Source organism: Acidiferrobacter sp. (assembly GCF_054609335.1).
In genome coordinates, this window is record NZ_JBTRWP010000038.1 from 1 (window position 1) to 25,099 (window position 25,099).

General features: G+C 63.8%; 17 protein-coding genes. 12 read left to right on the plus strand and 5 right to left on the minus strand.

Going from position 1 to position 25,099, the window contains the following annotated elements:
* Window positions 1-347 precede the first annotated feature (347 nt).
* The 3 genes from ACYCTF_RS10490 to ACYCTF_RS10500 all read left to right on the plus strand — a co-directional run bounded on the left by ACYCTF_RS10490 (window position 348) and on the right by ACYCTF_RS10500 (window position 4,092).
* A complete protein-coding gene (locus tag ACYCTF_RS10490) occupies window positions 348-1,295 on the plus strand; it encodes a cytochrome c oxidase assembly protein (RefSeq protein WP_461283573.1) in 948 nt (315 codons plus the stop codon).
* A gap of 88 nt (window positions 1,296-1,383) precedes the next feature.
* Window positions 1,384-2,181, plus strand: coding sequence for a hypothetical protein (locus ACYCTF_RS10495; RefSeq protein WP_461283572.1), 798 nt, complete (start codon window positions 1,384-1,386; stop codon window positions 2,179-2,181).
* Between the two features lie 447 nt (window positions 2,182-2,628).
* The gene (locus tag ACYCTF_RS10500) at window positions 2,629-4,092 is read left to right on the plus strand and encodes an MFS transporter (protein WP_461283571.1); all 1,464 of its coding nucleotides are present in this window, start codon (window positions 2,629-2,631) and stop codon (window positions 4,090-4,092) included.
* Between the two features lie 104 nt (window positions 4,093-4,196).
* On the opposite strand, the gene ACYCTF_RS10505 is transcribed toward ACYCTF_RS10500, so the two are convergent.
* From ACYCTF_RS10505 to ACYCTF_RS10520, 4 genes are read right to left on the minus strand one after another with little or no spacing between them, the layout of a single operon-like run.
* Window positions 4,197-5,372 carry a Wadjet anti-phage system protein JetD domain-containing protein gene (locus ACYCTF_RS10505; RefSeq protein ID WP_461283570.1) on the minus strand — a complete coding sequence of 392 codons (1,176 nt, stop codon included), beginning with the start codon at window positions 5,370-5,372 and terminating at the stop codon, window positions 4,197-4,199.
* Complete coding sequence (locus ACYCTF_RS10510) at window positions 5,369-8,761, minus strand: ATP-binding protein (RefSeq protein WP_461283569.1); 3,393 nt, start codon at window positions 8,759-8,761, stop codon at window positions 5,369-5,371. The genes ACYCTF_RS10505 and ACYCTF_RS10510 overlap by 4 nt, the downstream gene beginning before the upstream one ends.
* Window positions 8,751-9,371 (minus strand): DUF4194 domain-containing protein, encoded by a 621-nt coding sequence (locus ACYCTF_RS10515; RefSeq protein WP_461283568.1) that lies wholly within the window; start codon window positions 9,369-9,371, stop codon window positions 8,751-8,753. The genes ACYCTF_RS10510 and ACYCTF_RS10515 overlap by 11 nt, the downstream gene beginning before the upstream one ends.
* 3 nt (window positions 9,372-9,374) lie before the next feature.
* Complete coding sequence (locus tag ACYCTF_RS10520) at window positions 9,375-10,829, minus strand: DUF3375 domain-containing protein (RefSeq protein ID WP_461283567.1); 1,455 nt, start codon at window positions 10,827-10,829, stop codon at window positions 9,375-9,377.
* A gap of 217 nt (window positions 10,830-11,046) precedes the next feature.
* Here ACYCTF_RS10520 and ACYCTF_RS10525 point away from each other — a divergent pair, with 217 nt between their 5' ends.
* From ACYCTF_RS10525 to ACYCTF_RS10550, 6 genes are all read left to right on the plus strand, one after another.
* Window positions 11,047-14,058, plus strand: a complete 3,012-nt coding sequence (locus ACYCTF_RS10525) for a hybrid sensor histidine kinase/response regulator (RefSeq protein ID WP_461283566.1) — start codon at window positions 11,047-11,049, stop codon at window positions 14,056-14,058.
* 89 nt (window positions 14,059-14,147) lie between these two features.
* Window positions 14,148-15,707, plus strand: a complete 1,560-nt coding sequence (locus ACYCTF_RS10530; protein WP_461283565.1) for a glucan biosynthesis protein — start codon at window positions 14,148-14,150, stop codon at window positions 15,705-15,707.
* Entirely contained in the window at window positions 15,704-17,068 is a 1,365-nt protein-coding gene (locus tag ACYCTF_RS10535) for a glucan biosynthesis protein (protein ID WP_461283564.1), read from the plus strand. The genes ACYCTF_RS10530 and ACYCTF_RS10535 overlap by 4 nt, the downstream gene beginning before the upstream one ends.
* A gap of 98 nt (window positions 17,069-17,166) precedes the next feature.
* Window positions 17,167-17,877, plus strand: coding sequence for a GNAT family N-acetyltransferase (locus ACYCTF_RS10540; protein ID WP_461283580.1), 711 nt, complete (start codon window positions 17,167-17,169; stop codon window positions 17,875-17,877).
* Window positions 17,878-17,982: 105 nt separating this feature from the next.
* Entirely contained in the window at window positions 17,983-20,223 is a 2,241-nt protein-coding gene (locus tag ACYCTF_RS10545; protein ID WP_461283563.1) for a PAS domain S-box protein, read from the plus strand.
* Window positions 20,224-20,251: 28 nt separating this feature from the next.
* Window positions 20,252-20,668 (plus strand): YajD family HNH nuclease, encoded by a 417-nt coding sequence (locus ACYCTF_RS10550; RefSeq protein WP_461283562.1) that lies wholly within the window; start codon window positions 20,252-20,254, stop codon window positions 20,666-20,668.
* Between the two features lie 151 nt (window positions 20,669-20,819).
* Here ACYCTF_RS10550 and ACYCTF_RS10555 read toward each other — a convergent pair whose 3' ends face one another.
* Window positions 20,820-21,023, minus strand: coding sequence for a cold-shock protein (locus tag ACYCTF_RS10555; protein WP_461283561.1), 204 nt, complete (start codon window positions 21,021-21,023; stop codon window positions 20,820-20,822).
* A 358-nt stretch (window positions 21,024-21,381) separates the two neighbouring features.
* On the opposite strand from ACYCTF_RS10555, the gene ACYCTF_RS10560 reads away from it, so the two are divergent.
* From ACYCTF_RS10560 to ACYCTF_RS10570, 3 genes are all read left to right on the plus strand, one after another.
* Entirely contained in the window at window positions 21,382-21,750 is a 369-nt protein-coding gene (locus ACYCTF_RS10560) for a hypothetical protein (protein WP_461283560.1), read from the plus strand.
* Window positions 21,747-23,861: a glucans biosynthesis glucosyltransferase MdoH gene (mdoH, locus tag ACYCTF_RS10565; protein WP_461283559.1), complete on the plus strand. Its 2,115-nt coding sequence runs from the start codon at window positions 21,747-21,749 to the stop codon at window positions 23,859-23,861. The genes ACYCTF_RS10560 and mdoH overlap by 4 nt, the downstream gene beginning before the upstream one ends.
* A 34-nt stretch (window positions 23,862-23,895) precedes the next feature.
* Window positions 23,896-25,099, plus strand: a 1,204-nt coding sequence (locus ACYCTF_RS10570) for a glucan biosynthesis protein (RefSeq protein WP_461284858.1), incomplete at its 3' end; no start/stop codon positions are given.

The following is a 25,099-nucleotide window of genomic DNA, read 5'->3' on the forward strand; positions in this document are numbered from 1 at the left end:
GCATGTTCGGCAAGATCATCGTAAAGTAAGCGGCAAAGACGGGAAGCGGCGCGCGTGGGGTGAACATGCTGAAGCGGGCGCTGTAAGTACCGGGGAGCCGGGGTGCGAGATCGCCCCCGGCTTTTTTTATGAGCGTGTGGGGGCGTGGCGATCCCGGATTGAGCGCCGTTCGTCTTTCCAGCCTCTGAGGAGAGATGGCGAGCATAGGTCTGCAGGCGGATGTGCGGTAAAATGGGCTGTTGCGCAAGGTCGCCGATGGAATGCGCGACGAGCGGCCGGGATTGGGTGGGGCCCTGGGCGTTTTTCATGGAGCGCCCAGACTGGCAAAGCAGGAGGAACGGAACGGTATGAGCGAATCACAAGCGGTGTTCGGAGGAAACTGCGCAGGCGTTGCGCGCCGATGGAAGGGGATCGTAGCCGGATTTCTAGCGCTTGCGGTGATTTATGTGAAAGGCTATGCCGTGGCGGGCGCCCAAGCAGACAGCTGGCATTTCTGGGCGGCGGATCTGAACCCGCTGCCGTGGCTAGGCGCGGTCATGCTCATGGCCGTGTACTGGACGCGCTATGACCGCTACAAGGTCGAAGGTGGGGCGCCAGGCGTCTGGTCGGGAGTGCGGGTGTTGTCCTTCATGGCGGGGGTGCTTGTCGCGCTCGCGCTCTGGGAGTCTCCCTTGAACGGTTTCGTTGGGAGATCTATGACGCTCTATACGGTGAAGCTCATGGGCGAATTCGAGCTTGCCGCTCCCTTGATCGTATTTGGAATCCCGTTTGGTCTTGTTGACGCAACACGAACCAAGGGAGTGTTCTGGAGTGTATTGCGGTTTCTGCATAACCCGGGCGTGACGGCGGTTGCGCTCGCGATCGTGTTGGCCCTCTGGGACATGTCGGCGCAGATGGCGCTTGGCCTGCGTGATGCGTTCATGTTCGCCATTCTGCCGGGCGTCTATCTTGGGCTTGGCATGGTGGTCTGGATACAGTCCTTGCAAGCGTTGCCGAGCTTCCCCAACTTCTCGAGCCATTTGCGTAAGGGCATTTATGTGTGGGCAATGGAGACGACCATGATGGGGATGGGTGCGATGTGGTTCTGGAGCGCCATGACGGGCCTTAACCCCTCGACTAACCAGCCCTTGGTGTTCGGCCTGAGCCGAATCACGGATGTCCACATGGCGGGCGCGACAATGATGGCTTTATCTTTGCCGACCATGTGTCTTGTGTTTTGGCATTTCTGGCAATGGATCGCGAACGTGGTCGGCGTCTCCGAGAATGATGACTACAAAAAGGCGGCAAGCCGGTAGGAGGCTTGCGGGATGGGATGCCCCGTGAGGTTTGCGGGTTTCGAGACGAGTCAGTGTCAGTATTCGGTACGGTGGGTCAGGAGGGTGTGTGGGACGGCTTTTAGGGGCAGTAATGTTGGTGTTGGGGGCGGGAGTAGCGAACGCCCATAATGTGCTCTTTTTTGGTGCGCCGGTTGTGGGCGCCACGCGCGCAAGCGTGAATGCGGCACTTACGCGGGCCGGATTCCAGATCCCGAAGAAGGGGCCGGAGGAGTGGTTCGATACCTACAGAATCAACGGTCAGCTCGCGAATCTGCAGGGGGCAAGCCGGCTTACAGTGAACTTCACCAAGAGTGGCCAGTTCGCGATCGCCCAGTACATCTTTCCGAGCTTCGATAACGTCCGTCAGGTCAAAAACATCATTACCATGGTGGCCTATAAGTACGGGCGGCCCACGAGCATAAGTGGGGACTTGAAGCAGGGCGCCGTAGTGGCGCGCTGGCGTGAGCCCGGCAATACTGAGGTGAAGGTGTGGCGTGGTACGGCCTCCACCACAACCTATATGGACCTCGAGAATGTCGGCGCGCTGAAGCGCCTGCGCACGGAGTATCCGGTGGTCGCGGCATCTCTCGGTAAGTCCCTGCCAAACTCCGCCGCGGCCGGAAAGGGCCAATGGGAGCCGCCTACGCCCTCGGATACGACAACGCCTGATACGAACCATCCGATCCCCATGAAGTGGGAGTTCGCGATTATTTCCGTGTTCTCGGTGCCTGCGCTCATCATTGTCTTCTTCGCGCACTTCCTGGCGCGCGTCACGCGCATGCCGCCCTCTGTGAAGGCTGTGTTCCGCGTGAGCCTGGGGCGCATGGCCGGTTGGTTCCGGAGACCGGCCTGGAAGAGGCGCTGAGACGCGACGCTAAGGACCGCGGCGGGATGGGGCGACTCCTTGCCCGCCGGTACGGTCCTTTGGCCCACAGGGCGCAGAGTGCTCTTGCGCCACCACGGATTTCTTAAGTGAGACTATAGGGGTCCGCGCGCTCTGGGCATCTCGCCGCCCGGATCGGGCAGACGTCGACGGGCCTGAGTGCGCAGCTAAGCGGCCCCTCCCGGGCGTCCAGACGCCGCGAGGCTCGGTCGTTCCAGCTCTCTTCGCTAAGGGCCGGGTAAGCGCCGAGAGGCGTCGCTCCCGGGCGCGAAACGGCGGCCGGCGTTTCTTATCGATCGTCTGTTGTAAGTATTTTCGTATATAGCATTGCGCTGATATACTGAGCGGGTGTCGCATCCCCCGCCGTCTCCGACGAATAATTCCAGCTCGATCCGTTTAGGCTCCCTATTCGCGGGGGTAGGCCTGGCCTTGGCGCTCGGTTCCTTCGAGGGCGCCTCGGTGCAGGCCATTTTTCCATACGTCGGCGGCGGCCTGTCTACAAGCGGTTATCGCGCGCTCTGGACGCTTACCTATTTCGTTGTGCATTGGTCGCTTGGGATCGCGCTCATGCCCTGGAGTGCGCGCCGCTTCGGGAGGCGTCGCCTCTTTCAGGGGGCGGTGATGCTGGCCATGAGCGGGAGCCTTTTGGGGGCGCTCACCGGGAATCTCTGGCTTATGCTGATTTCCCGCGGCATGGAAGGTCTGGGAGCGGGTCTTCTCGTCCCGCTCAGCCAAAGCCTGTTTTTGGCGTCGACGCCGCAGCGACGCCATGGCCTGGTGACGATCTTTTGGAGCAACGCCATGCTCTTGCCGTTTTTCATAGGACCGGCTGCCGGAGGATGGCTGGCGGTCACGGTGGGATTTCCCTGGATTTTTGGGCTTACGGTTCCCCTGTGGCTCATGGCTGCATGGCTTGGGGCACGCGGCATCGCGCCCGAGCCGCCCTTAGCGTCGCCCGCTCCGCCTTTTGATGGACGGGGATTCGCCTTGCTTTATGCGGGTCTCATGAGTTTGCAAGTGGTACTCGACCAGGGCGAGCAGCACGGGTGGTGGTATTCGCCCTTCATACGCGAGGCCTCGGCGGCGGCGGTGGTGTGTTTGTATCTTTTTGGCTGGTATGAGCTACGCGCGCCCCATCCCTTGCTGGACTTCCGTTATCTCGCGCGTCGTAATTACACGCTTGGCCTGCTGCTTTTGAGCCTCGGCTGGGCGCTCTTCATGGGCTGGGCCTCTCTACTTCCCCTATGGGCGGAGGAGGACCTGGGTTATAACGGCCTTTGGGGCGGTATTTTGCTGATCCCCGTGGGACTCGGTGCGCTCCCCTTGTCGATGGTCCTTGATCAGCTACGCGGTCTGTTCGGTCTGCGTCGGCTTGCGAGCCTGAGTTTCCTGCTCCTGGGGGTGGCCTACGGCACTTTGTCCGTGCATCCGGGCAGCAGCCTCTCGGATCTCTTCTGGCCGCTCGTGGTTCTGGGTCTCGGTGTCGGTATCCTGTTTGTGCCGCTCACCATGATCGTGATGTCCGAGATCGCGGTGGCGGCCGTGCCACAGGCCGCCACGACCGCCAACTTCTTGCGCGTGTTCAGCGCTAATCTCGGGGTGTCCGTGCTCGCCGTCTTTTGGTTGCGGGGCGCTGCGCAGGCCGGTAACGCCTTGACCGGAGAGTTGTCGCGCTATGGTGAGCCCACCACGCTTCCTCTCGGCACCCTTCAGGGAATTCTATCGGTCGAGGCCCACACCCTGAGTCTCGACAATCTCTTGCGGGTGTCGATGTGGTTGTGTCTCGCGGGCGCCTTGGTCGCGTGGTTTTTCCTGATCCCGCCCCGCACGCTCGCCAAGCCGTCCGCGCAGGGCTATGTGGAGGAAACGGAAAACGAGGCCCTAGGCTCTTGAGCGTAGCGGCGCGGGCGTGTTCGCGCCCCCCTCATCATGGAATATCCCCTGCCATCGGGGCTCGTGGTAGCGCGATGGTGGTCACAGCGCCGCCTTTCCTGGGGTTATAGGGAGGAGAGGCGCGCGATAGCCTGCTCCACCCACCGGAAACCGATGCGTTCCTGTTCCAGGCGCAGTTGGGGCCGGATGCGATTGTCGCGCAGTTCGTCATAGAGCTGTCGCTCGTCATGGGTGAGCCTGGGTAGGTCGCGTGCGGTCTGCTTATCCTCGCGGCCCCAGTGCGACTCATGGGCGAATAGGGTCTCGTGATCCATGAGCAGAGAGTGGGCGTGCGGACAGTAGATGCGCAGCTGATCCAGAATGGCGAAGCCGTGGGTATCGATATCGCCCCAATAGTGGATGCGCGTCTGCATGAGCCAGGGGAGGCCTTGCAGCATGGCGAATCCATAGCCCGCGCCAAAAAGGGCGATGGCCCGTGGGATCGTCGGGAGCGTGAGAAAATTCACCTCGTTTTCGGTGATGATGACGTGGCGGGCCTCGGGGTCGAGGGCGCTCAGGCTCGGCGCGTCGAGGGTGATGTCGGTGCCTATGCGGGCCAGGGGCAGGGCGTCGTCCAGGGGCCGTAGGCGTACGCGCAGCGGTTTTTCCCGAAAGCCATAGCGCGTCGCGAAGCCTGCTGCCACACTCGTGGTGGGATCGTAGGCGTCTTTCGGGAGGACGGCATCGAGAAGCGCGCCGAGCGGGCCCCGGTGTGCCTCGATAAACTTGCTGTCGATGCCCGATAGGTCCACTTGGCGCAGATAGACGTTTGGGCGGGGGTGGTCGGCGATCCAGGTCACGACCGCGAGCAGGTGTTCCCAGGCGCCCGCCAACTCGAGGGCGCGCAGCGGATGGTCGGCGAGCCAACCGAGGAGTTCAGGCCGCGCTTGCGCAGTCAGGGTGAGTAAGCGCTCAAAACAGCGCGCCTCGGTAGTTTTGTGGGCGAGCGCCAGCGCATCGTCCAGGGTGTCGATCCAGATCTCGCTTGGGAGTTCGTTCGCACCCAGGGTCCGGTGGCGCACTGCGCGGACTGTGAGACGCGTGTGTGGGAGGGCGCGCAGATCGGCGGCCCAGGCGCGTACGTCCGCGAAGCGTTCCGTCATCTCCCGTGCGGAGGGTGTCCTGCACGGCACTCTTATCGGGAATTCGGATCGGCCGGTGACAAGGGGCGACAAGAGGTCGCCATGTGTCCAGCGTCGCATCACGTGGGCGCGCACATCGTCGGGCGTAGTCCAACTCATCCCGTGATCCGCGCCTTCTCGGCGCGATATTCCTCGATCGTGAGGTTGCGTAGCTTGGAGGCGCGGCCGTCTTCGTTGTGCACGAAGCCCACGCAGGACACGAAGGGCTCGATGATGTGGATCTTCTGCAGGGGCGTGACGATCAGGAGTTGGAGGTTTAGCTCACGGAACAGCCGCAGTCCGTATTGGGCGGATTCGTCGGAGCCGCGCCCGAAGGCCTCGTCTATGACCACGAACCGGAACGAGCGCGATCGGGTGGCACCCCATTCAAGCCCGAACTGGTAGGCGAGGCTTGCTGCAAGCACTGTGTAGGCGAGCTTCTCTTTCTGGCCTCCCGATTTGCCGCCCGAGTCCGAATAGTGTTCATATTCACTTTGATCCTCGTGCCAGCGCTCGCTGGCCGCGAACACGAACCAGGCGCGCACATCGGTCACCTTGGCCGTCCACCGGCGGTCAGCCTCCGACTGGCCCTCGCGTCCGCGAAAGCGCTCTATGATGCGTTTGACCTGCAGAAACTTGCTTTCCGAGTATTGGGCGTCGTCACTACCGGTCAGAGTGCCATCAGTGCAGGCGCGCAATTCCGTTTGAAAATCCCGGATGTCGGCGTCGGTTGTGCGCTCGGCCTCGAGAACGATGAAGCGCCCGGGGTTGTAGTCGATCTTGGTGAGTGAGGCATTGACGCGATCGATGCGTTCCTTGATGAGTTCGCGCTCGCGGGCGAGCTGTGACTGAAAGTTCGTGACCTCGCGGATGGTGTTCTCATTCAAGAGATCCTTGAAGCGCGCCTCAAAGCCGGGAAGTCCATCCGCCAGGAGCTCATCCAGCATCTTCCGATATTCAAAGCCCGCCTCGATGGCGGCGTCGACCTCGGCGGTCTCGAGCTTGTATGTCTCCTTGTAAGACACCATCCCTTGCATGACGGCGTCACGTAGCGCCGCAAGCCGTCGGCCGCAGTCGCTCGCACGTTTCCCGATCGCGGAACGTAGCTCGTTTTCACGATGCTCGCAGGACTCCAGCGTGAGGGCGCCTTGCAACTCGGCGCGCACTGCGTCGATCTGGTCGAAGACGGCGGCGTGTTGCGTGAACTCGGGCTCATTCAAGACGGCCTCGACTGCCTGCCGTAGCGCCTTGGTGTCGGTCTTTTGCTGTTCGCACTTGGCGCGCAGTTCACGCTCGGTGTCAATACGGGCCTCATGGTCCTCTCGCTCGGCCGTCACTTCGCGCAGCCGCGCAGTGAGCTGTTGTAGGGCATCCGAGGCCGATTCAAGTCTGTGTTTTTCCTCCTCGAGCACGGCGATCTCCGCGGCCGCCGCCCGCCAATCGAGCTCGCGAAAATCGCGGTATTCCTCCAGGCGTGTCAGGGCGGCGAGCCGTTCCTTCAGGGCGGTGTGGGCTGCCTGAGTCTTAGCGAGGTCTGCGGCGTGATGTGCGATCTCAGATTCGAGGGCGCGTGTGCGCGCCTTCAACGCGCTGATCTTCGCGGCATTGCTCCAGCCGAGGATGTAGTGGCTGCGATCGTCTAGGCGGTGACGGTCGTCCTTTTCGTGGCGATCGCCAGGGGTCTTGATCTGGCCTGCGCGGGTTAGCGCGCGGGTTTCGCGCTGGAATTGTTCGTAGGTGGTGCAGCAGGCGACGTCGAAGCGCTGTGCCAGCTCGCGCTCCAGCCACTCGTAAAAAGGCGAGTCCGGGCGGATCTCAAGTTTGCGCGCGAGTGAATCGGGGTGCAGCTCGATCGGGGCGTTGCGCGCGGGCTTGCGCACCCGGAAATAGACAATGCGGCCCTTGAGGTCGGTCTTGTCGACCCAGCGGGCCACATCCGTGTAGTGGCCGTCCGGCACGAGCAGGGACAGCCCGAAATTGTGGAGCAGGCGTTCCGCGGCCCCTTCCCAGGCCGATTCCTCGGCGCGCACCTGCAGGAGTTCTCCCGCGAAGGGCATGTCGTCCTCGGCCAGGGCGAGCGCCCGGCAGATTTCTGCGCGGATCAGGGCGTGGCGTGAGTCGATGTTGCTCTGTCGCGCTTCGAGGTTTCTGATCTCGGCTAGGAGTGTCTCGTGTGCGCCACGGGCCTCGCGCAAGGCCATGCTCTGTTCTGTGAGGGCATTCTGAAGGTTCGCCTCCTCGGTCCGCGCCTGCTCGGCCTTGTCGGAGAGCCGCGCGCCTTGCGCAAGAAACGCGGCCTCGTCCGTGGCGGCCGATTCGCCAATGGCTTGGCACCACTGTTCGTAGTAGCGGGCTCGGTCGGTGCGGCTCGTGCGCTCGCGCGTCTTGCGCCCGATCTCCTGGGTGAGCCGTTCGAGACGATCTCCGCCGTTTTCGGCAATATGGTGCTTGAGTTCGTCCTCGGTGGCGCGCAAGGCGTGGCGGGCCTCGGTGAGACGCACAATGGCGCGGTCGCGCCGCATCCATTCGTCTTCGAGGCGGGTGAGACGCTTGTCGAGCAGTTCCGCCTTCAGGCGCGCAAAATAGGGGCGTACCGCGTCGCGCGCGGTCTCCCATGCGGCAAGTTCCGCTTGCAGTCGCGCATGCTCGTCGAGGCGGGCCACAAGCGGGGTCAGGAGCTCGATTTGGCGCTTGGCCTTCAAGACCGCCTCGTGGGCGCGGCTTAGGTTGTCGAAGTGGTCGACCAGGGCCTGGATACGCGGAGCCACGTCGAAGGGTTCGAGCATGTGCTGGCGCACGAAATCCGTGAGGTTGCCCACGGACTTCATGGAGACCGTCTGGTGGAAGAGCTCGAGCGCCTGTTCGTTGTCGATCCCAAAGCGCCGGCGGAACCATGCCCCATAGGGCGGAAAGCTGTCGAAGATCTCGACGCCCTGGCCGCGCAGGCGTTTGCGCAGGGCGTTGATGTCCGACCCAAAGCGCGCGAATTCTGCCCCGATCGACAAGGCGTGTTCGGCGCCTGCATAGAAGCGCGCCGGCTGGCCCTGCGGATCCTTGATCCAGAAGACCTGTGCGAGCGTTACGGTCTGATCATAGGCGGCGTTATGAAAGACCCCGAGGATTACCGAATAGGTATTGTGGTCGCGCAGGGCGATGGGGCGCGCCGACTGGCTGGCCTCCCCGCGCCCCGACTTGTAGTGCCCTAGTACATAGGAGCGCAGCGACCGCTCCTTCGCTTCCGCCCCAGCCGCCTTGTTATAGGTGATGCGCTGGGACGGGACGAGCAGCGTGGTCACGGCATCGACCAGGGTCGACTTGCCGGATCCTATATCGCCGGTCAAGAGGGCGTTGCGGCCGTCGGGTGCAAGCGACCAGACGCGGGCATCGAAGGTACCCCAGTTGAAGACCTCGAGACGTTGGAGGCGGAAGCCCGACAGACTGTCGTCCGCCAGGAAGTCGAGACTCAGGCTCTCGGAGGCGCCCCCTGGGCCGATCCGTTCAGACGTCATCGGCGGGCCCCTCCTCGGGGGTGGCGATATGGTTCTTATAGGCGGCCAAGCGTTCGGCGAAGTCGGCCAGCCATTGGGCGTCAACGAAGGCCTTCAGGATGCGTCGCACCTCGTAGGCAGGGGGCCCTGGGCTCGTCGCAGGCTTCAGGCGGCGCAGAAAGCCCAGGTCGACGATACGATTTATGTGGGTCTCGATCTGATCGATGTGTCGGGCCTCGTTGGCGGCCTCGGGCAGGAAGACGCGCACGAGTTCCACGACCTCATCGCGCGTCACCACGAGCTTCACATCGCCGCCGGTCGCGTCGAACTCCGCCAGGCGTTTTCGCAAAAGCGCAAGAAGCAGGCTCACCGGGAATGACAGCGGTCGGCGCGCCACGAGCCGTGGGAGTCCGTCGTCCTCAGTGTCGCGCGAGCGCAGGAAGGCGTAACCCTCGGACTCGTCGACCACGAGATCAAGGCCCAGTACCCCGACATAATCGCGCACACGCGCCTGCAGACTCAAAAGCGTATTCCAGAGCTGCGCCTCGCTATCCTGGTAGATGACGCCCTTCAGAAGCGGGATCACGACCGCCGAGAGCCCTGCCCCCGTTTCCTGTGGTTCTTCCAGCATGTCCTATCTCACGAAAATGACGCGGGGTATCTGTGCTTGCCGCTGTCGCTCTTGTCCATCCGTGTGCACGCTACGCCATATGACGGTGTCCGTCACGTCCTCGTCTATGCACGACTTGGCATCCATGGCCGCGAGATCCAGGTAGGCGACGAGTTCGGCCAGTCCGTGTCGCAGCGGATGGAGCTCGCAGACTTCGCGAAGGGTGATTTGTGAGCGGTTCTGTAAGGCCTGGCGCACGTGGCGCGCCAGCGCCTCGCGGTCGATCACAATCTGCGCGTACAAGGCGCTGTCGTCCATATCGGCGAGACCTGCATCGATCGCTTGGTCGGTGATTGCAAGCCGCAGGGGCGGGTTGTAGAGGCGACGTTCCAGGGGCAGGTCGACCGCGGCGCCCGTCTCGTGCAAGCGCATGATGGTACCTTCGGGCGGTGTCTCGCGCAGATCCAGGGCAAGGCCCTCGATTTCGCGCAGGAGATCCATGATGCGGCGATTTTCAAGCCAAGCGCGGTCATCGAGGAAACGGCGCAGCTGCGAGGACAGTTGCGCGACCGTGCGTTGAGTATGCTCGCCGGCGGCAAGCCAGTCGTAATGGATGCGACGGGTGCGTGGATCGGGGGCCATGTCGCGGATCACGGGCAGGGCCAGGATGTGGCCCAGTAGTTGAGTCAACTCTTCTTCGCGGGCGCTCGACATGAGGAAGTCGAAGAAGGCGCGGAAGCTGCGGCCCTCGTCGGAGTCGGTGATGAGATCGCGTTCGCCGAGGATCTCCTCGAGCAACGCCCCTTTGGAGCCCTCCCAGAGCGCAATGCGTTCACGCACGCGCCGGTCGAGCTGACGGAAATTGTATTCGACCTGGCGGAAGTCCGAGAGCAGTTCGCGGGAGAGCTGCACGAATTGTTGGAAGCGGTCCTTGAGGGCGCTATCCTCGAGTAGTGGCACGTCACCTTGCGCAATGCGCGCCATCTCCGCATCGATTTCGTCGCGGCGCCTGTGCAGTTCGGCGAGCCGCACGGCCGGGTCGGTCTCGCTGCCTTCGCTCATCTGTCTTAAGAGGGTAAAGAGGGTGAGCAGGCGCGACTCAGTGCCTACGAAGGTGCGGGTCGCGAGTGTGGCAAGCCACGCGATGGCCTTCTCGGCACCGGGCGTAAGGTCGTATTGGGCCTCGTCCGACTGTGCTGCGTAGAATTTGCGCAGCCAGCCCTTGTCAGCCGAGGCCCAGTCGTCGAGATAGTCGCGCGCCGCGCGTGGAAAGGTCTCAGGCCCCAGTTGGCGGCGCAGTCCATAGAGTTCGTCTTCCAGGGCCTCGGTGAGGTCCGCCGCATCGATGGCGCGCCGATTGGGTGTCACGAAGATGCGCTCGAGGAAGCTCGCCACGAGGGGTGCGTGGTCGGAGCATAAGAGACGCCAAGCCGGATGGTTTTGGCGCAGGAGGTTCAGTGTGGCGTAGTCGATGGCCATGGGTGTGCTATTTTAGCTCGTTGGCACATTTTGCGCACAGTGTGTGGGTGCGCGCCGCCGTCCGTGTCCCTGTAGTCGGCGATTGGGCCTTTTGGGGGATCGGCCCCTTGAGTGGCGCGTAGAGGGATGCGCTCCCATACGGCGCTTTTCCCGGGCTCCGACCTTGGAGTAGCATAGCCCGGTCCGCCATGCCGGCGCTGGAATCACTGAACCCCTCGTGTTCGCTGCCCGCAACCCCGTCTTGCGCCCCCGTATCGTACTGATCGCGGCGGCCGTGAATATCCTCGTAGGCGCAGTCGCGCTCTGGGGATGGCTTGCCGCGCATCCGCTCTTGGTGCAGTGGAATCGCCATCTTGCGCCCATGCCGGCCAATGCCGCACTCGCTGAAATCCTGATCGGTGGTGGGTTGCTGCTATTACAGCGCGCTTATTACCGTTGGGCCTTTCTCGCGGCCTTTCCAGTGGTGCTCTACAGTACCCTGGCGGCGATGGGTTTTCTCTTGGGCGGCCATCTGGGCGTGAATACGCCGTTCTTTTTACCGATCCATCCCGCGACCCTCTTTCATGGCCGGGCGCCTATTTCGCCTTTGAGCGGCACCATGCTGCTGTTGGCAAGCGCGGCGATCGCCTTCGCGGCGCTCACGGGGGCCCGCGCCCCGAGCCCGGTTCCGGCCGCCCTCTTGGTTGCGCTCAGCACCGCGGGTCTCATAGGCCAGCTGAGTCCGCTCTGGCCGATATGGCGTGATTTGCATGAGGTCTCGCTTCCTGGCACGTTGGCGCTGCTCACGTTTGGGGTCGCGGTCTTGGATTACGGTTGGCTCGAGCTGCGCTCGCGACGCTTTGGTCTTGCCTTCGTGACGGCCATTATGCTGTTGACTGTGGCCATGGTGCTGGCGGCTGCCCTGAAGACGTATGAGCGGGATGAACTTACGCGCATGACTCAAGGGGTCTGGCAGGGGATCGCCGATCAGATTCGCACTCAGGAGCATCGGCCCTTGGCTGTGGCACGCCTTGCCGGGCGCTGGGAGACCTTCGGATTGCCGCCCATAGCGCACGCCCGGCGCGAGGCCGCGTTGCTCTTGCATCAGGTTCCCGGGCTGCAAGCTGTGATATTCGTCGCCCCCTCCTCACGGGTCCTTTGGCGGGTACCGGGTCCCGGTCACCCGCCTGTGGTTGGGCGCGACTTGAGGGCTAACCCCGGACGCGCGCTCGTGCTTCAACGCGCACGTAGGAGCGGGCGGCCGGCCATGACCTCGGTCATCCCTCTTTTTAAGGGCGGACATGGGTTTATCGTGGTGGCGCCGGTGCGTATCGGTGGCCGCTTCAAGGGCTATATCGGTGGCGTTTTTGATACGCGCGGCCTGCTTTCGCGGGTCATGACCAATCTTTGGCAGGGTTACCATGTGAGCGTGTCTCTGCACGGCCAGCGCTTTTTCACGCGCGGTCTGTCAGGCGCGAAGCGTTACCGTGCCACGGGCAAGGTGCGTTTCCTCGGACAGAACCTCGTAATCCGGGTGAGCCCCGGCCCACGCGTGGTGAACAAGATCGCGGTCGGTCTACCACCTATCGTGCTCACAAGCGGCTTCCTACTGGCCCTGTTTGCGGCAGCGGCGGTTTACGGGATGCAGCAGGCGCAGCGTCACGCCGATTCCCTCGATCGTTTGAACTCAGGCCTCGAGAGTTTGGTGTTAGCCCGCACCGGCGCCCTGCGCGAGGAGCGAGAACGGTGGCGAGTGACGCTCATGAGTATCGGCGATGGGGTTATCGTGACTGACAGTAGCGGTTTGGTACGGGCCTTGAATGCCGAGGCGGAACGGCTCACGGGCTATGGTGACGAGGAGGCGCGGGGCCTGCCGGTCGATACGGTCTTACCGCTGTATCGAAGCCCGCAGGGGGCGGCGATTGAGGGGCCGGTGGCACAAGCCCTGCGTACGGGTGAGGTGCAGCATCTGAAGGGGCCGGTGGTCTTGAAGGCCCGCCACGGGGGTGTCTTGCAAGTCAGCGATTCGGCAGCGCCGATTCGGGACGAGGATGGCGAGGTGACAGGTGCGGTCATGGTGTTCCGCGACATCACCCAGCACCAGGCTTTGGAAGAGCGGGCTATGAAGGCCAAGAGCCTGGAGGCGCTCGGGGTGCTCGCCGGGGGGATCGCACATGACTTTAATAACATTCTCACGGCGATTTTTGGAAATATCACGCTCGCCAAGCTCTACGCCCCGACTGACGAGGCCGTGCAGAGCGCGCTTGCCGATGCCGAGCAGGCCAGTTGGCGGGCACGCGAGCTTACCTTTCAACTGCTCACGTTCGCCAAGGGCGGGGCGCCCATCAAAAAGCCGGGGTCGATCGGCGAGACCGTACGCGATCTCGCCGGCTTCTTTCTGAAGGGATCGGCAGTTCGCTATGAGATGACGATCCCGGACGATCTCTGGCCCACGGAGTTCGACCCCGACCAGATGGGTCAGGTGATCCAGAACATCGTCTTGAATGCCAAGGAGGCGATGGGGGGCGTGGGGGTCTTGGAGGTCGTGGCACGCAACGTGACAGTCGAGGCCGCCCAAATAGCCGATCTCGCCGCGGGTGATTATGTGGAGATTGCGTTTCGCGACTGCGGTCGAGGGATAGAGCCGGAATATCTGGGGAAGATCTTTGATCCTTATTTCTCCTTGAAGTCCTCCGGCACGGGGCTCGGGCTTGCCGTCACCTATTCGGTGCTCAAGCGTCATCAGGGCCTGGTCATTGCGGATTCTATGGTGGGGAAGGGCACGACGCTCACGCTCTATCTGCCGCGCACCCAGAGCGGCGTGCCACCTGCCGCGCACGGGCGGGCGAACAAGGCCATCGCGGCCCGGGGGCGTGGCCGCCGCGTTTTGCTCATGGATGATGACCGCGACGTGCGCTCTGTGGGCGCGCAACTTTTACGAGCGCTGGGTTATGACGCGGTGGAGGTCGTAAGTGGAGAGGAGGCGCTGCGGGCGTATGAGGCGGCGCGTAGAGCGCGCCCCTTTGACGCTGTGATCCTGGATCTCACGGTGCCAGGGGGTATGGGTGGCAAGGAATGCGTGCGCAGACTGAAGGAGTACGATCCGGACGTCCGTGCCATCGTCGCTACCGGCTACTACACCGATCCCGTCGTCGCCGAGTACAAGGCCCACGGCTTTCGGGCCTCGGTCCAGAAGCCCTACCGCCTCGAGGAGCTGGCTGCCGCCCTCACGCAGGTTCTGGAGGCTTAGACGGCCCGAACGATGCTTGCGCATCGCAGCCGCACCCTTCCACACTAGCGCTGAAAGCGGTAGGGGCGATGGGTCGCGGGGAGGCTGCTTTGGGACGAGCGGGATATCGAGGCTGGGGAGGCGTTGCGGTAGCGCTGCTTGCGTTCGCGACCCTAGCCGCGGCAAGCCCTGCCCGGGGTTTTGACTACGCCACTGCCGTGCGCAAGGCGCAACACCTGGCAGCCGGTCCCTTCAAGGCCCAAGCGCGCATCCCCGGGATCGGCCGCTTCACGTACGACCAGTATCGCAGTGTTCATTTCAGGCCGGGCGCGACCCTCTGGCCGCACCGGCGTTTCCATATGCAGCTCTTTGCCCCCGGTTATAGGTTCGTGCGCGCGGTGTCAGTGTATGTGGTCTCCTCTGGGCGTGCGCGCAGGCTGCGCTTTCATCCCTCGTTCTTTCGCCACCCGAAGGGTTTGTATCCGCGGCCCTTGCCCGCGCATATCGGCTATGCCGGCTTTCGGCTCCTCTATGACGGCTACGATCCTCGCCGTTCCAAGGTAGCGACCAACGATCAAGTAATCGTATTCTTGGGTGCGAGCTATTTTCGCGCCAAGGGCTCGCATGAACAGTTCGGCCTCTCCGCGCGGGGGCTTGCCATCGACACCATAGCCCCCCATCCCGAGGAGTTCCCGCATTTCATCGCCTATTGGATCCGCCGTCCGGCGCGACAGGCCCGCGCCATCACGGTCTTCGCCTTGATGAATAGTCCGAGCGCCGCAGCGGCCTTCCGTTTTCGCATCCGGCCAGGCCGCGCAGTCCGCGTACGTGTGCGTGCGACCTTCTTTTTCAGGCGTCCCGTGCGTGAACTCGGGATCGCGCCTTTGTCAAGCATGTATATGTACGATCTGTGTGACCGCCGCCCCTGGGCCTATTTGCGTCCAGCGGTCCACGATTCCGAGGGCTTTTTGCTTGAAAGTCGGCATACCGTGCGCTGGCGGCAACTTGCCAATCCCGCGCGCGTGCACCAGTTCCTGTTTCCAGTCCGCCATTTGCGCGGCTTCGGTTTGATCCAGCGGGATCGGGATTTTTTTGATTATCAGTCGGTGTCCATGCGCTATCAGGGGCGCCCCAGCGTGTGGGTGCGGCCGCGCGGGGCGTGGGGGCCTGGGGAGGCCACCTTGGTTGAGATCCCAAGCCCCAACGAGACCAACGATAACATCGCAGCCTTTTGGCAGCCGGCGCGCAGGCCTCCGCTCGGGCAGCCCTATCGCTTGCGTTACACCTTGATCTGGAATGGCGCCGGCCCCCGGGAATCTCTGGCGCGCGTCGTGCAGACCCGCGCCAGCGCGCGCTGTCCAGGACGCCCGGTGCGATTTGCCATCGAATTTGCGGGCGCGTCGCTTGCGCGCCTTGCAAAAGCGGGCCACCTCGCGGCGCAGGTGCGTGCCCAAGGGCCCCACGCCCCCCTCGTTGACATCGCCTTGCGCGCGCTTGCCTCCGGGCGCGTGCAGTTGAGTTTCACGGTTGGCGCAAAGCGCCCCAAGGCCTTGCGGATTCAGGCGGAACTTGTCGATCGAGGCCGGCCTGTGAGCGAGATCTGGGACTATGTGGTGGCGCGCGAGGAACCTCCGATCCACGTGATGCGACGCCTACGGGGTGCGTCATGAGCGCACCACCCCCCATAGGCCCCTGGGGGACGGCGCTCATGGCCCTGGCGGCGGGGTTTGGGCCGGCGGCGGTCGGGTGCGCAATGGCGGCTGTGGCGTCCCAGGCCCTGGCTTTCGATCGCATCGTAGTAATGAAAGACACAGCCCCGCGCCCGTCGCCGTGGGCCGCGCGGGGCGTGTTGCTGGCGCGCCTATCGCCCACGCCAGCCCGGGAGATCTGGTGCCTGCAGGGGGGCTCGCGACCCCTGCGCGTGGCGGTCGCTTCGGTGGGTCATGAGATCTATGATCGATGCCAGGCGCTGCGCGTGACGGGGCACGGCGCGGATGGACGTCCGGTCACGTTTTTTTCAATGGCAGGTGGTTCGTTCTGGGCCCGTCCGGCGGGGGGCTCGCGAGGGGTGGCGATGCGGGCCTTGGGGCGGTACGGTGTATTCCGCAAGGTGACACTCGTCGCCGACGCTCGAGGGCTTGTCGTGTCGGCGCAAGCCTGGGCGGAGGCGGCGCGCGCCCGCTATCGTATCTACGTCAAGGGGACCCGCGTGGTGCGCATGGAGGTGACGGAGCGCGTGCGCTACCAGAACGTCGCGACCGGCGTTCGCGATCGGCCGGCGCTTGCTGCCTTCTACGATTATGGGGTGGCCAATCACATGCCAGCCGCGGCCGTCGATCTCGCGCGCCACGATGCCGATGGGCTCTGGCTCGACCAGGCCGGGTCGATTTCGTGGCTGCCCTTGCGCAACCCGCCCAAGCCTTGGTCGCGCGCCTTCGGCGCCTCCGTACGCGGCGTTGGCCTCGTGCAACGCAATCGCGCCTTGCGCTACTTCGGTGTGCACGTGGCGCGTGAACAGGATGCCCCTGATGTGTTTGTGCGTTGGACGGGGCGTGGGGGGGCGGTTGTCTTGCGCGAACGGCCGAGCGCGGGTGGCGGGGGGCCGAATATCGGCGTGATCTTCGCGCCAGGCGGGGTACGCGCCACCGGCCACGGATGGACTGGGCGCTATCGGCTCGTGTGGGAGCCCGCCCCCACCCACCCCGAGCGCGTGGCGGTGGTGGTCTCGAGCCTCATCGGCGGGAACGCCGACACCGGGGCGCGCAAATATGTTATCGATTACGCCGGAGGCCCTCTCGAGGGACGATACCCGATCGGCGCCGTCGCAGGGGGCGTACGCGTGCGGCCCGACACCTTCGTCACCCAGGACACCGTCGGATTCAATCCCTATACCGGCGGCTATCGCCAAGTGGTGCAGGTCATGCCTGTGCCAGGCCGCACGGTGCAGGTGCGCGCCTGGCTCAACCTGCGCGGCCAGGTCGTCTCGGAGATCTGGCGCTATGCGCTCTTCGCGCCGCGTGTGGCCCACTAAGGGTGGCACTGTTGCTTGTCTCAGCCTCCCCGGGCGCTTATCGTGGTCATCGATGACCAATCGAAAGGAGTGAGGGGCAGGTGCGGGACGCTATCGAAATGAACGCTTTGGGGCAGGCCGTGGGAGTGTCGCTCGGTGATTGGCAGGCCCCGCCGCGACCGGACGAGCGGGTGCTCGAGGGTCGCTATTGTATCGTCGAGCGCTTGCAAGCGACACGTCACGCGCGGCCGCTCTACGACGCCAACAGCCAAGACCGCGAGGGCCGCATGTGGACCTATCTTCCGCATGGGCCATTCGCCGATTTCGCGGATTACCAGATCTGGGTCGAGCGTGCGGAAGCAAGCACCGATCCGTGGTTCTACGCGATCGTCGACAAAGAGCGGGGGCACGCCACGGGCATCGCATCCTATCTGCGTGTTACGCCCGAGGCGGGTTCGATCGAGGTGGGCGCTTTGGTGTTCTCGCCCCTTTTGCAGCGCCGCGCGGCGGCCACCGAGGCTATGGCGCTCATGATGGGACACGCCTTTGCGCTCGGATATCGGCGATATGAGTGGAAGTGTGATGCCTTGAATCGAGCCTCTCGCGCGGCGGCAGAACGTCTGGGCTTCCATTATGAAGGGACGTTCCGCAAGGCCGTGGTCGTGAAGGGGCGCAACCGCGATACCGCATGGTTCTCAGTGACCGACGATGAGTGGCCGGCACTTCGGGGGATATTCACGCGTTGGCTCGACGCGGCGAACTTCGACGCCGAGGGGCGCCAGCGCGTGGCCCTTTCGGATCTTACGCGCGCCTGGCGCGCAGCTTTATAGGGAGGTCCTGAAGCTGGAGGCGCAGCGCGTGGGGCCACGGCTCAGCTTGTGGCCCCTCTTCTCGCGGTTCACACTGGCGTTTTCCCGGAAAAAGGCGGGGGGCTCATGGAGGGGGAGGAAGAGGCATGGTGTCAGCGCGCATGGGAGGTGCTGGCGGGCGCGGCCACTGATGCGCTGATCGCCTGGACGCAAGACGGCAAGGTGCTCGCCTGGAACGAAGGAGCTACCTGTCTCTACGGTTACGAAGCCCGTGAGGTCATGGGACGCGACATGCGCGCCGAGTTCGGGATTCGCGATAGCGACGTATGGCCACCGGCCTCTCTTCAGGGACCGATCGCGCTCGAGCTTGATCGCCGCCAGAAGGATGGGACGCCGCTTGTGGTGTTGGCGGAACTGCGGCCGATAAAGGGCGAGCAGGGCACGGCTATAGGGGTGGCCGAGATTGGGCGCCCTGCCTCACGCACGCTCGGTATGGCGCGAGTGGAGCAACAGGCCGTACGTCAGCATCTGGCGGCGATCGTCGAATCGTCCGAGGATGCGATCGTGAGCAAGTCTCTGAAGGGTATCATCCAATCCTGGAACCACGGCGCCGAGCAGATCTTCGGTTATAGCGCCCAAGAGGCCATTGGCCGTCCCGTGACCATGTTGATACCGCCGGATCGTCAAGACGAGGAGGGGCGCATCCTTGCGGCGATCCGCGCCGGGGAGCGGGTGCGGCATTACGAGACCGTACGCCTACGCAAAGACGGCCAGCTGATCCAGGTCGCGCTTTCGATCTCGCCTGTGTATGACAATCAGGGCCGTGTCGTCGCGGCGGCGAAGATTGCGCGCGATATGACCACCTATCGCGCCGCCGAGCAGGCGCTCGCCGATAGCGAGAATCGGCTGCGGGCGATAGTTGAGTCGGTGCCCGTGGTGCTATTTGCCTTCGATGCCGACGGCGTGCTGACACTCCTTAAGGGGCGCGCGGTCGAGGCCTTGGGCCTGAAGCGCGAAGGGCTGCTCGGGCGCTCGTTTCGGGATCTCGAGACGGGGCCTGCCGCGGGGCTTTCCGCGCAGCTTGAGCGGGCGCTCGCCGGGGAGCGCTCCACGGCAACCCTTGGCGTTGCCGGACGGATTCTCGAGATCCGGTGGTTGCCGGTGGTGGGGCCGGGGGGCACGATCCAGGGTGTCGAGGGTATAGCGATCGATATGACCGAGCCGCGACGCGCCCAGGAAGAGGCCCTGCGCCGGAGTAAATGGGAGTCGTTCAGCGCACTCGCGGGCGGTATAGCCCACGACTTCAATAACGTGCTGGCGGCGATCGTGGGCAATCTCGCGCTTGCCCGTATGAAGCTTCCGACCGACTCGGAAGCGGCATCTTTCATCGGGGAGTCCGAGAATGCGGCGATGCGCGCGCGGGGTCTCACCCGGCAGCTCCTGAGCTTCGCCAAGGGCGACCGGCCGGCGCGGCATCCGGTCGATCTCGCATCGCTCATTGAATCCACCGCGCGTTTCGCGCTCGGCGGATCGAATGTCCGTGCCCATGTCCTAGTGGCGCAGGATCTCTGGAAGGTCTTGGGGGATGAGGGTCAGCTAAGTCAGGTCATCAATAATCTGGTCATCAACGCCCAACAGGCGATGCCCGCGGGGGGGGCCGTGGAATTACTGGCACGTAATGTCTCCTTGCACGGTCATGAGACCGCCCTTCCGGCCGGCGACTATGTGCGTATAGACTGCGTGGACAGTGGGATGGGCATTAACGAGAAAGATGTGACGCACGTCTTTGATCCGTTCTTTACGACCAAATCGCGCGGCAGCGGCCTTGGGCTCACTACGAGCGCGCGCATCGTCCAGGACCATGGCGGGCACATCGAGATAGCCTCACGCCCAGGGGAAGGGGCGCGCGTGCGCTTTTATGTCCCGCGTCTGGTCAAGGAAGGACGCGCTCAGGAGGCCCTTCGGTCCGCGCGGCCGTCGAAGGGGCGCATCCTGTTTATGGACGACGAGGAGCCGATCCGCAAGGTCGCCCAGGCCATGCTCACGCACCTCGGATATCATGTGTGCACGGTCGCCGAGGGTTCCGCGGCGGTGCGTGAATATCAGAAGAACCGCTACGATATCGTCATCCTCGATTTGACGGTGCGCGATGGCTTGGGCGGGCTTGGGACCCTCGAGCGTCTGCGTGGCATCGATCCGGGGGTGGTGGCCATCGTCTCGAGCGGCTATTCTAGCGACCCCGTGATGGCCGACCATGAACGCTACGGTTTCGTGGCGAAGGTCCCCAAGCCCTATACGCCCGAGGCCTTGGACGCGGCTATTGCGCCCCTGCTCGCATTCAGGCGGCCGGCGAGCGCGGGGATTTGAAGGGGGGGTCCCAGAAGGAGGGGAGCGGATGAAAAAGCCTGGCAGGCGTCCGGGAGACGGTATCGACGGCGGAAGGCTCGATGCCATCGTGGCGCGCGCCCACAAGGAGGCGGACACGCGCATGCGCGGGTATCGCGAGCAGTCGTTGCGTCTGCATCCGCACGTCTGCGCACGCTGCGGCCGCGCCTTCGATCGCAGCAACCTCCATGAGCTGACCGTGCACCACAAGGACCATAACCACGACAACAACGCGCCCGACGGCAGCAATTGGGAGAATCTCTGCCTCTACTGCCATGATTGGGAACACCAGAAATATTCGTACGCGGTGACGGGGGCTTACGCGGATTTCGGGCTTACGACCCGGCCTGCTGCCCAGGCGGAGGTCAAGCACAACCCGTTTGCCGGATTGAAAGACGCGCTTACCAAGAAGGGTGGCGGCGAATAGAAAGCCTTGAGATCTCACTGAATACGCGGGGGATGGCCGCGAGGCGCGTTCGGGGCCGGGGTTCCTTGCGGCGCACATCTTGAGACAAAAAAAGACCGACGACCCCTTTCGGGGCCGCCGGTCGTTTATTGCCTAACCGAAGTCTTGGGACTTAGGCCGGCGAGACCTGGGTGGCCTGAAGGCCCTTGGGTCCTTTCTCGACCTGGTAGGTCACGGCTTGGCCTTCGGCCAGGGTCTTGAAGCCCGAGCCTGTGATGGCCGAGAAGTGCACGAATACATCCGCGCTTCCGTCTGAGGGAGAAATAAAGCCAAAGCCCTTCGCTTCATTGAACCACTTCACTGTTCCTGTTGCCATTCTGGTAGTGCCTCGATGTGTATGAGATCTGATCCCCGTTATCCGGGTATAATTGCAGGATCGAAGGAGATATACGGGAAATTGCCGAGTGGAACTTCGTGTAACGTCCTAAAGAGCAGCTGCAATAGGGATACGCTACGCTAGTTCGGCGGCGTACGCAACTAGGGTGTTGGAGGGGACGGACTTTGGTCCGAGACCCCCCGGTAGGCGGGCTTGGCACAATCCAGGCAAGGTTCGGTTCGGTGGAACTTCTCGGGAGTCTTATGGACTTACTCAATACAGGGCAGGCAGCGTGGGCTATGTTGGTTTGTCGTAAGATGTACAACGCCTTGGAGGCGGTTTCAGGCAGGGGGAGTGCGTGGTAGTCGACGAGCGGACGCAGAGGCGGGTGCGTGTCATGCCGCTGGATGTGGCGGAGCCCGCGGAGATTCGAGAGCGATTGCGCGCCTACCTTGCTGCTCTCGGGGTCGATGAAGGCCTTTCCGAACACTACATAAAGGAGGCGTGTGAGGGCGCAAGCCTTGCCGGGGCCGCTTTCGCGCGCCTGCGCGACTTGCTGGTCGCAGATCTCGCCAAGAGCGCGCCCGGAGTAAGCGACGACGTGGAATCCGCGGCCCTTGCCCGGCTCGCCCTCTGGCTGTCGGCGGATGCAGCCACCCTTGCGACCTTGCCCCTTACGCCTCCGCTCACGCGCCAGTCTATGGCGTCCGAGCGGACGCGCCCATGACCCGGGAGACGTCACGAGGCCCGGCGTCGCGCTACGGGGGTGTGTGGCGCGGCTTGCTTTTGACTGTGTTGGTCTTGGCCCCCGCCGTCGTGGCAAGCCAGTTCATGCTCGCCGTGCTTCCGCATCCCGGTTACGGTGCTCTGAACGACGCGCTTGCGGCCGTGTTCGGGGTGTTGTTCGGGTGGATTTCCATAGGTCTCTGGATCTCTTTGGCAGGCGCGCTTTCCTTGCTGTTTCGCACGCGCTCGCGGCTGCAGGCGCCGGCTGCCACAAGCCGCGAGGCGCGGGTGGCACTCGTGGTCCCGGTGTTTCGTGAGGACCCGCACCCGGTTTGCGCGCGCCTCGAAAGCATGTATCGGTCGTTGGAGGCGGCCGGGCGCCTCGCACAGTTCGACTTCTTTCTTTTGAGCGACAGCAATGACGCGGACGCCTGGGTCGAAGAAGAGGTCGCGTGGGCCGGCCTGCGGGCGCGGCTTGGTGGCGCTGCCCGGATTTTTTATCGCCGCCGACGTATCAACATCAAACGCAAGAGTGGCAATATCGCCGATTTTTGTCGGCGGTGGGGCCTTCAGTACCGCTATATGGTCGTGCTCGACGCTGACAGCCTCATGACCGGGGAGGTTCTGGGCCGACTGGTGGATCTCATGGAGCACAATCCTTCGGTCGGCCTGATCCAGACGTTGCCGGCGGCCGTACACCAGAACACCTTGTTCGGCCGCGTTCAGCAGTTCGCGAGCCGCCTGTATGGGCCGTTATTCGCCGCCGGCCTGAATTTTTGGCACATGGGCGAGGGTCATTATTGGGGGCATAACGCCATCATCCGGGTCGCCCCCTTTGTGCGTTATTGTGCGCTGCCACGATTGCCCGGTAACGGGGCCTTTGGCGGCGAGATCATGAGCCATGATTTCGTGGAGGCGGCCCTCTTGCGGCGGGCGGGCTGGGAGGTATGGCTGGAGCCGAGTCTTGAGGGCAGCTATGAGGAGACCCCGCCCACCTTGCTCGATGAGCTAAAGCGTGATCGACGCTGGGCACAGGGCAATATCCAGCACATGCGCTTGATCTTCACCCGCGGCTTCGTGCCGCTGCACCGCGCGGTCTTCGTGAATGGCATCATGTCGTACGGATCTTCGTTGTTGTGGCTCACGTTTCTCCTGCTGTCGACCGCCGAGGTGGTGCTGCATGTCCTCGTGCCGCCCAGTTATTTCCCGGCCACGCGGGTGCTTTTTCCTGTGTGGCCGGTCTGGCACCCGCAGTGGGCGGCTATGCTCTTGTGGTTCACGCTTGCAATCCTGTTCGTGCCCAAGTTTTTATCGATCGGACTGGCCCTCCTCGGTAGGCGCGTGCGTGATTTCGGGGGCTTTGCGCGCCTGCTTGCGGGCGTTGTGTCGGAGAGTGTCCTCTCATCGCTGCTCGCGCCGGTGCGTATGTTATTCCATACGGTGTTCGTGGTGTCGGTCCTGCTCGGGCGCAAGACCCAATGGGGGCCCCAGGCACGTGGCGATGCGACCACACGTTGGCGGGAGGCCTTGCGCTATCACGGGCCCGGCACGATGCTGGCCATAGCTTGGGGCGCGTTGGTCTACGCATTGAGCCCGAATTATTTTTGGTGGCTCCTGCCAGTCATGGGCGCATGGGTTCTCGCCATACCCCTTTCGGTGTGGTTGAGCCGGGTGGGTCCTGGGCGCGCCGCGCGCGCGGCGGGTCTTTTCGTGACACCCGAGGAGAGCCATCCGCCGCCTTTGCTGCGTCTCTATCAGGAGGCCCTGGCGGCGCCGGGTTTGCCGCGCTGCACGCGCGCGCGCGGTTTTGTGGCGGCCGTCGTCGATCCGGGCGTGAACGCTCTGCACTGTGCGCTTCTACCGCTTCCGGCGGCGTCCCACGAGGGCACGGCGCTCAGTCGCCAGCGATTGATCCTGACGGCCATAAAGGACGGGCCGGGGGCACTCACGCCCACCGAGCGGCTGCAGATTTTGAGCGACCGCGACAGCGTAGCAGGCCTGCATTGGCGTGTGTGGGCCTTGCGCGCGCCCCGTGCGCGGTATTGGTTGGAGGCGCAGCTGACGCGGAGCGATAAACCGTTGCCGCCGCCGTGTGCGGAGGTCCGGCGTTAGTTTGCTGGGACACGACAAGAGAGAAGGGGGGATAGTGAGGAAAGAGAGTTTCTGGCCGGCGGCTGTCATCGGCGCGGCCTTAGGGGCCGCTTTGAGCGGCTGCGCGACAACGGGATCCGTGCGGGTAGTCGGCGCCGAGGCGCAGCAGGCCAAGCTTACGAGCCACGAGGCTCTGGCGGCCGTGAAGGCTTTGAGCGCCAAGCGCCAGGCCGCAGATCAAAAGTTCGAGGCCACGATCGCACAGATCAAGGATGAGGAGCGCGTGCTCGAGCAGAGCGTCTTGCGCTTGCGCGTGGAAGAGCATCGGCAGACGCGTGCCTCGGCCCTGCGTCGCAAGGCCGAGCCGGCGGCGCCCGGGGTCTCCAAGGCCGAGGCGGACGCCTTTTTCGGTCAGGTCGTAGCGCGCGCCCACGCCCTTGCGGCGGCCGCCTACCAAGCACCCAAACAGGCCCCCAAGGTCTTTCAGAAGCTCGATTTCTCGGACTACAGCAAGATCTCGTATGCCGGGCGCATACCGGGATGGCCGGCCGGCACCCCCTTTCATCTCCAGCTGTATCCGGCGGGCTATCTCTTTACGTGGCCCGAGCACATTCGCATCATCTCCGGTGGTCATCATCTGACGCCACAGTTGCCCATTACCGTGGCCGGCGATCCGCCGCTCGCGGCGCGTCTGCCAAAATCGGTCGCCCCGGCCGGGTTCAGCGCGTACACCGGTTTTGGCAAGGGGCCGCCGGTCTATGAGTTCTTGTCGTTTCTCGGCGCGAGTTATTTTCGTGCCGTGGGTGCAGGCCAATCCTGGGGCCTGTCGGCGCGTGGGGTGGCGGTCAATACGGCGCTTCCGCATCGCGCCGAGGAATTCCCGTATTTCCGGTCGTTCTGGGTGTTCGCGTCGCATCCTCATGCTCGCCGCATGGCGTTTTGTGCGCTGCTCGACAGTCCGAGCCTGACGGGCGCCTATCGCTTTGTGGTGCAGCCCGGAACCGATACGATCATCGACGTGAAGGCGGTCTTGTTCGAGCGCAAGCACGTGCGGCGCTTGGGCGTCGCCCCTCTCACGAGCATGTTCCTGCAGGGGCGTTTCAGCCGCCATCGTTTCGATCCCCTGGTGCGCGCTGCCCACGACTCGGATGGGCTTGCGATATCGCTGCCCGGCAATGGCAGACTCTGGTGGCCGCTGCGCGACCCCAAGCGCATTGCCATCTACCGTTTCCCGGGCGTGAATCCCACGGGTTTCGGGC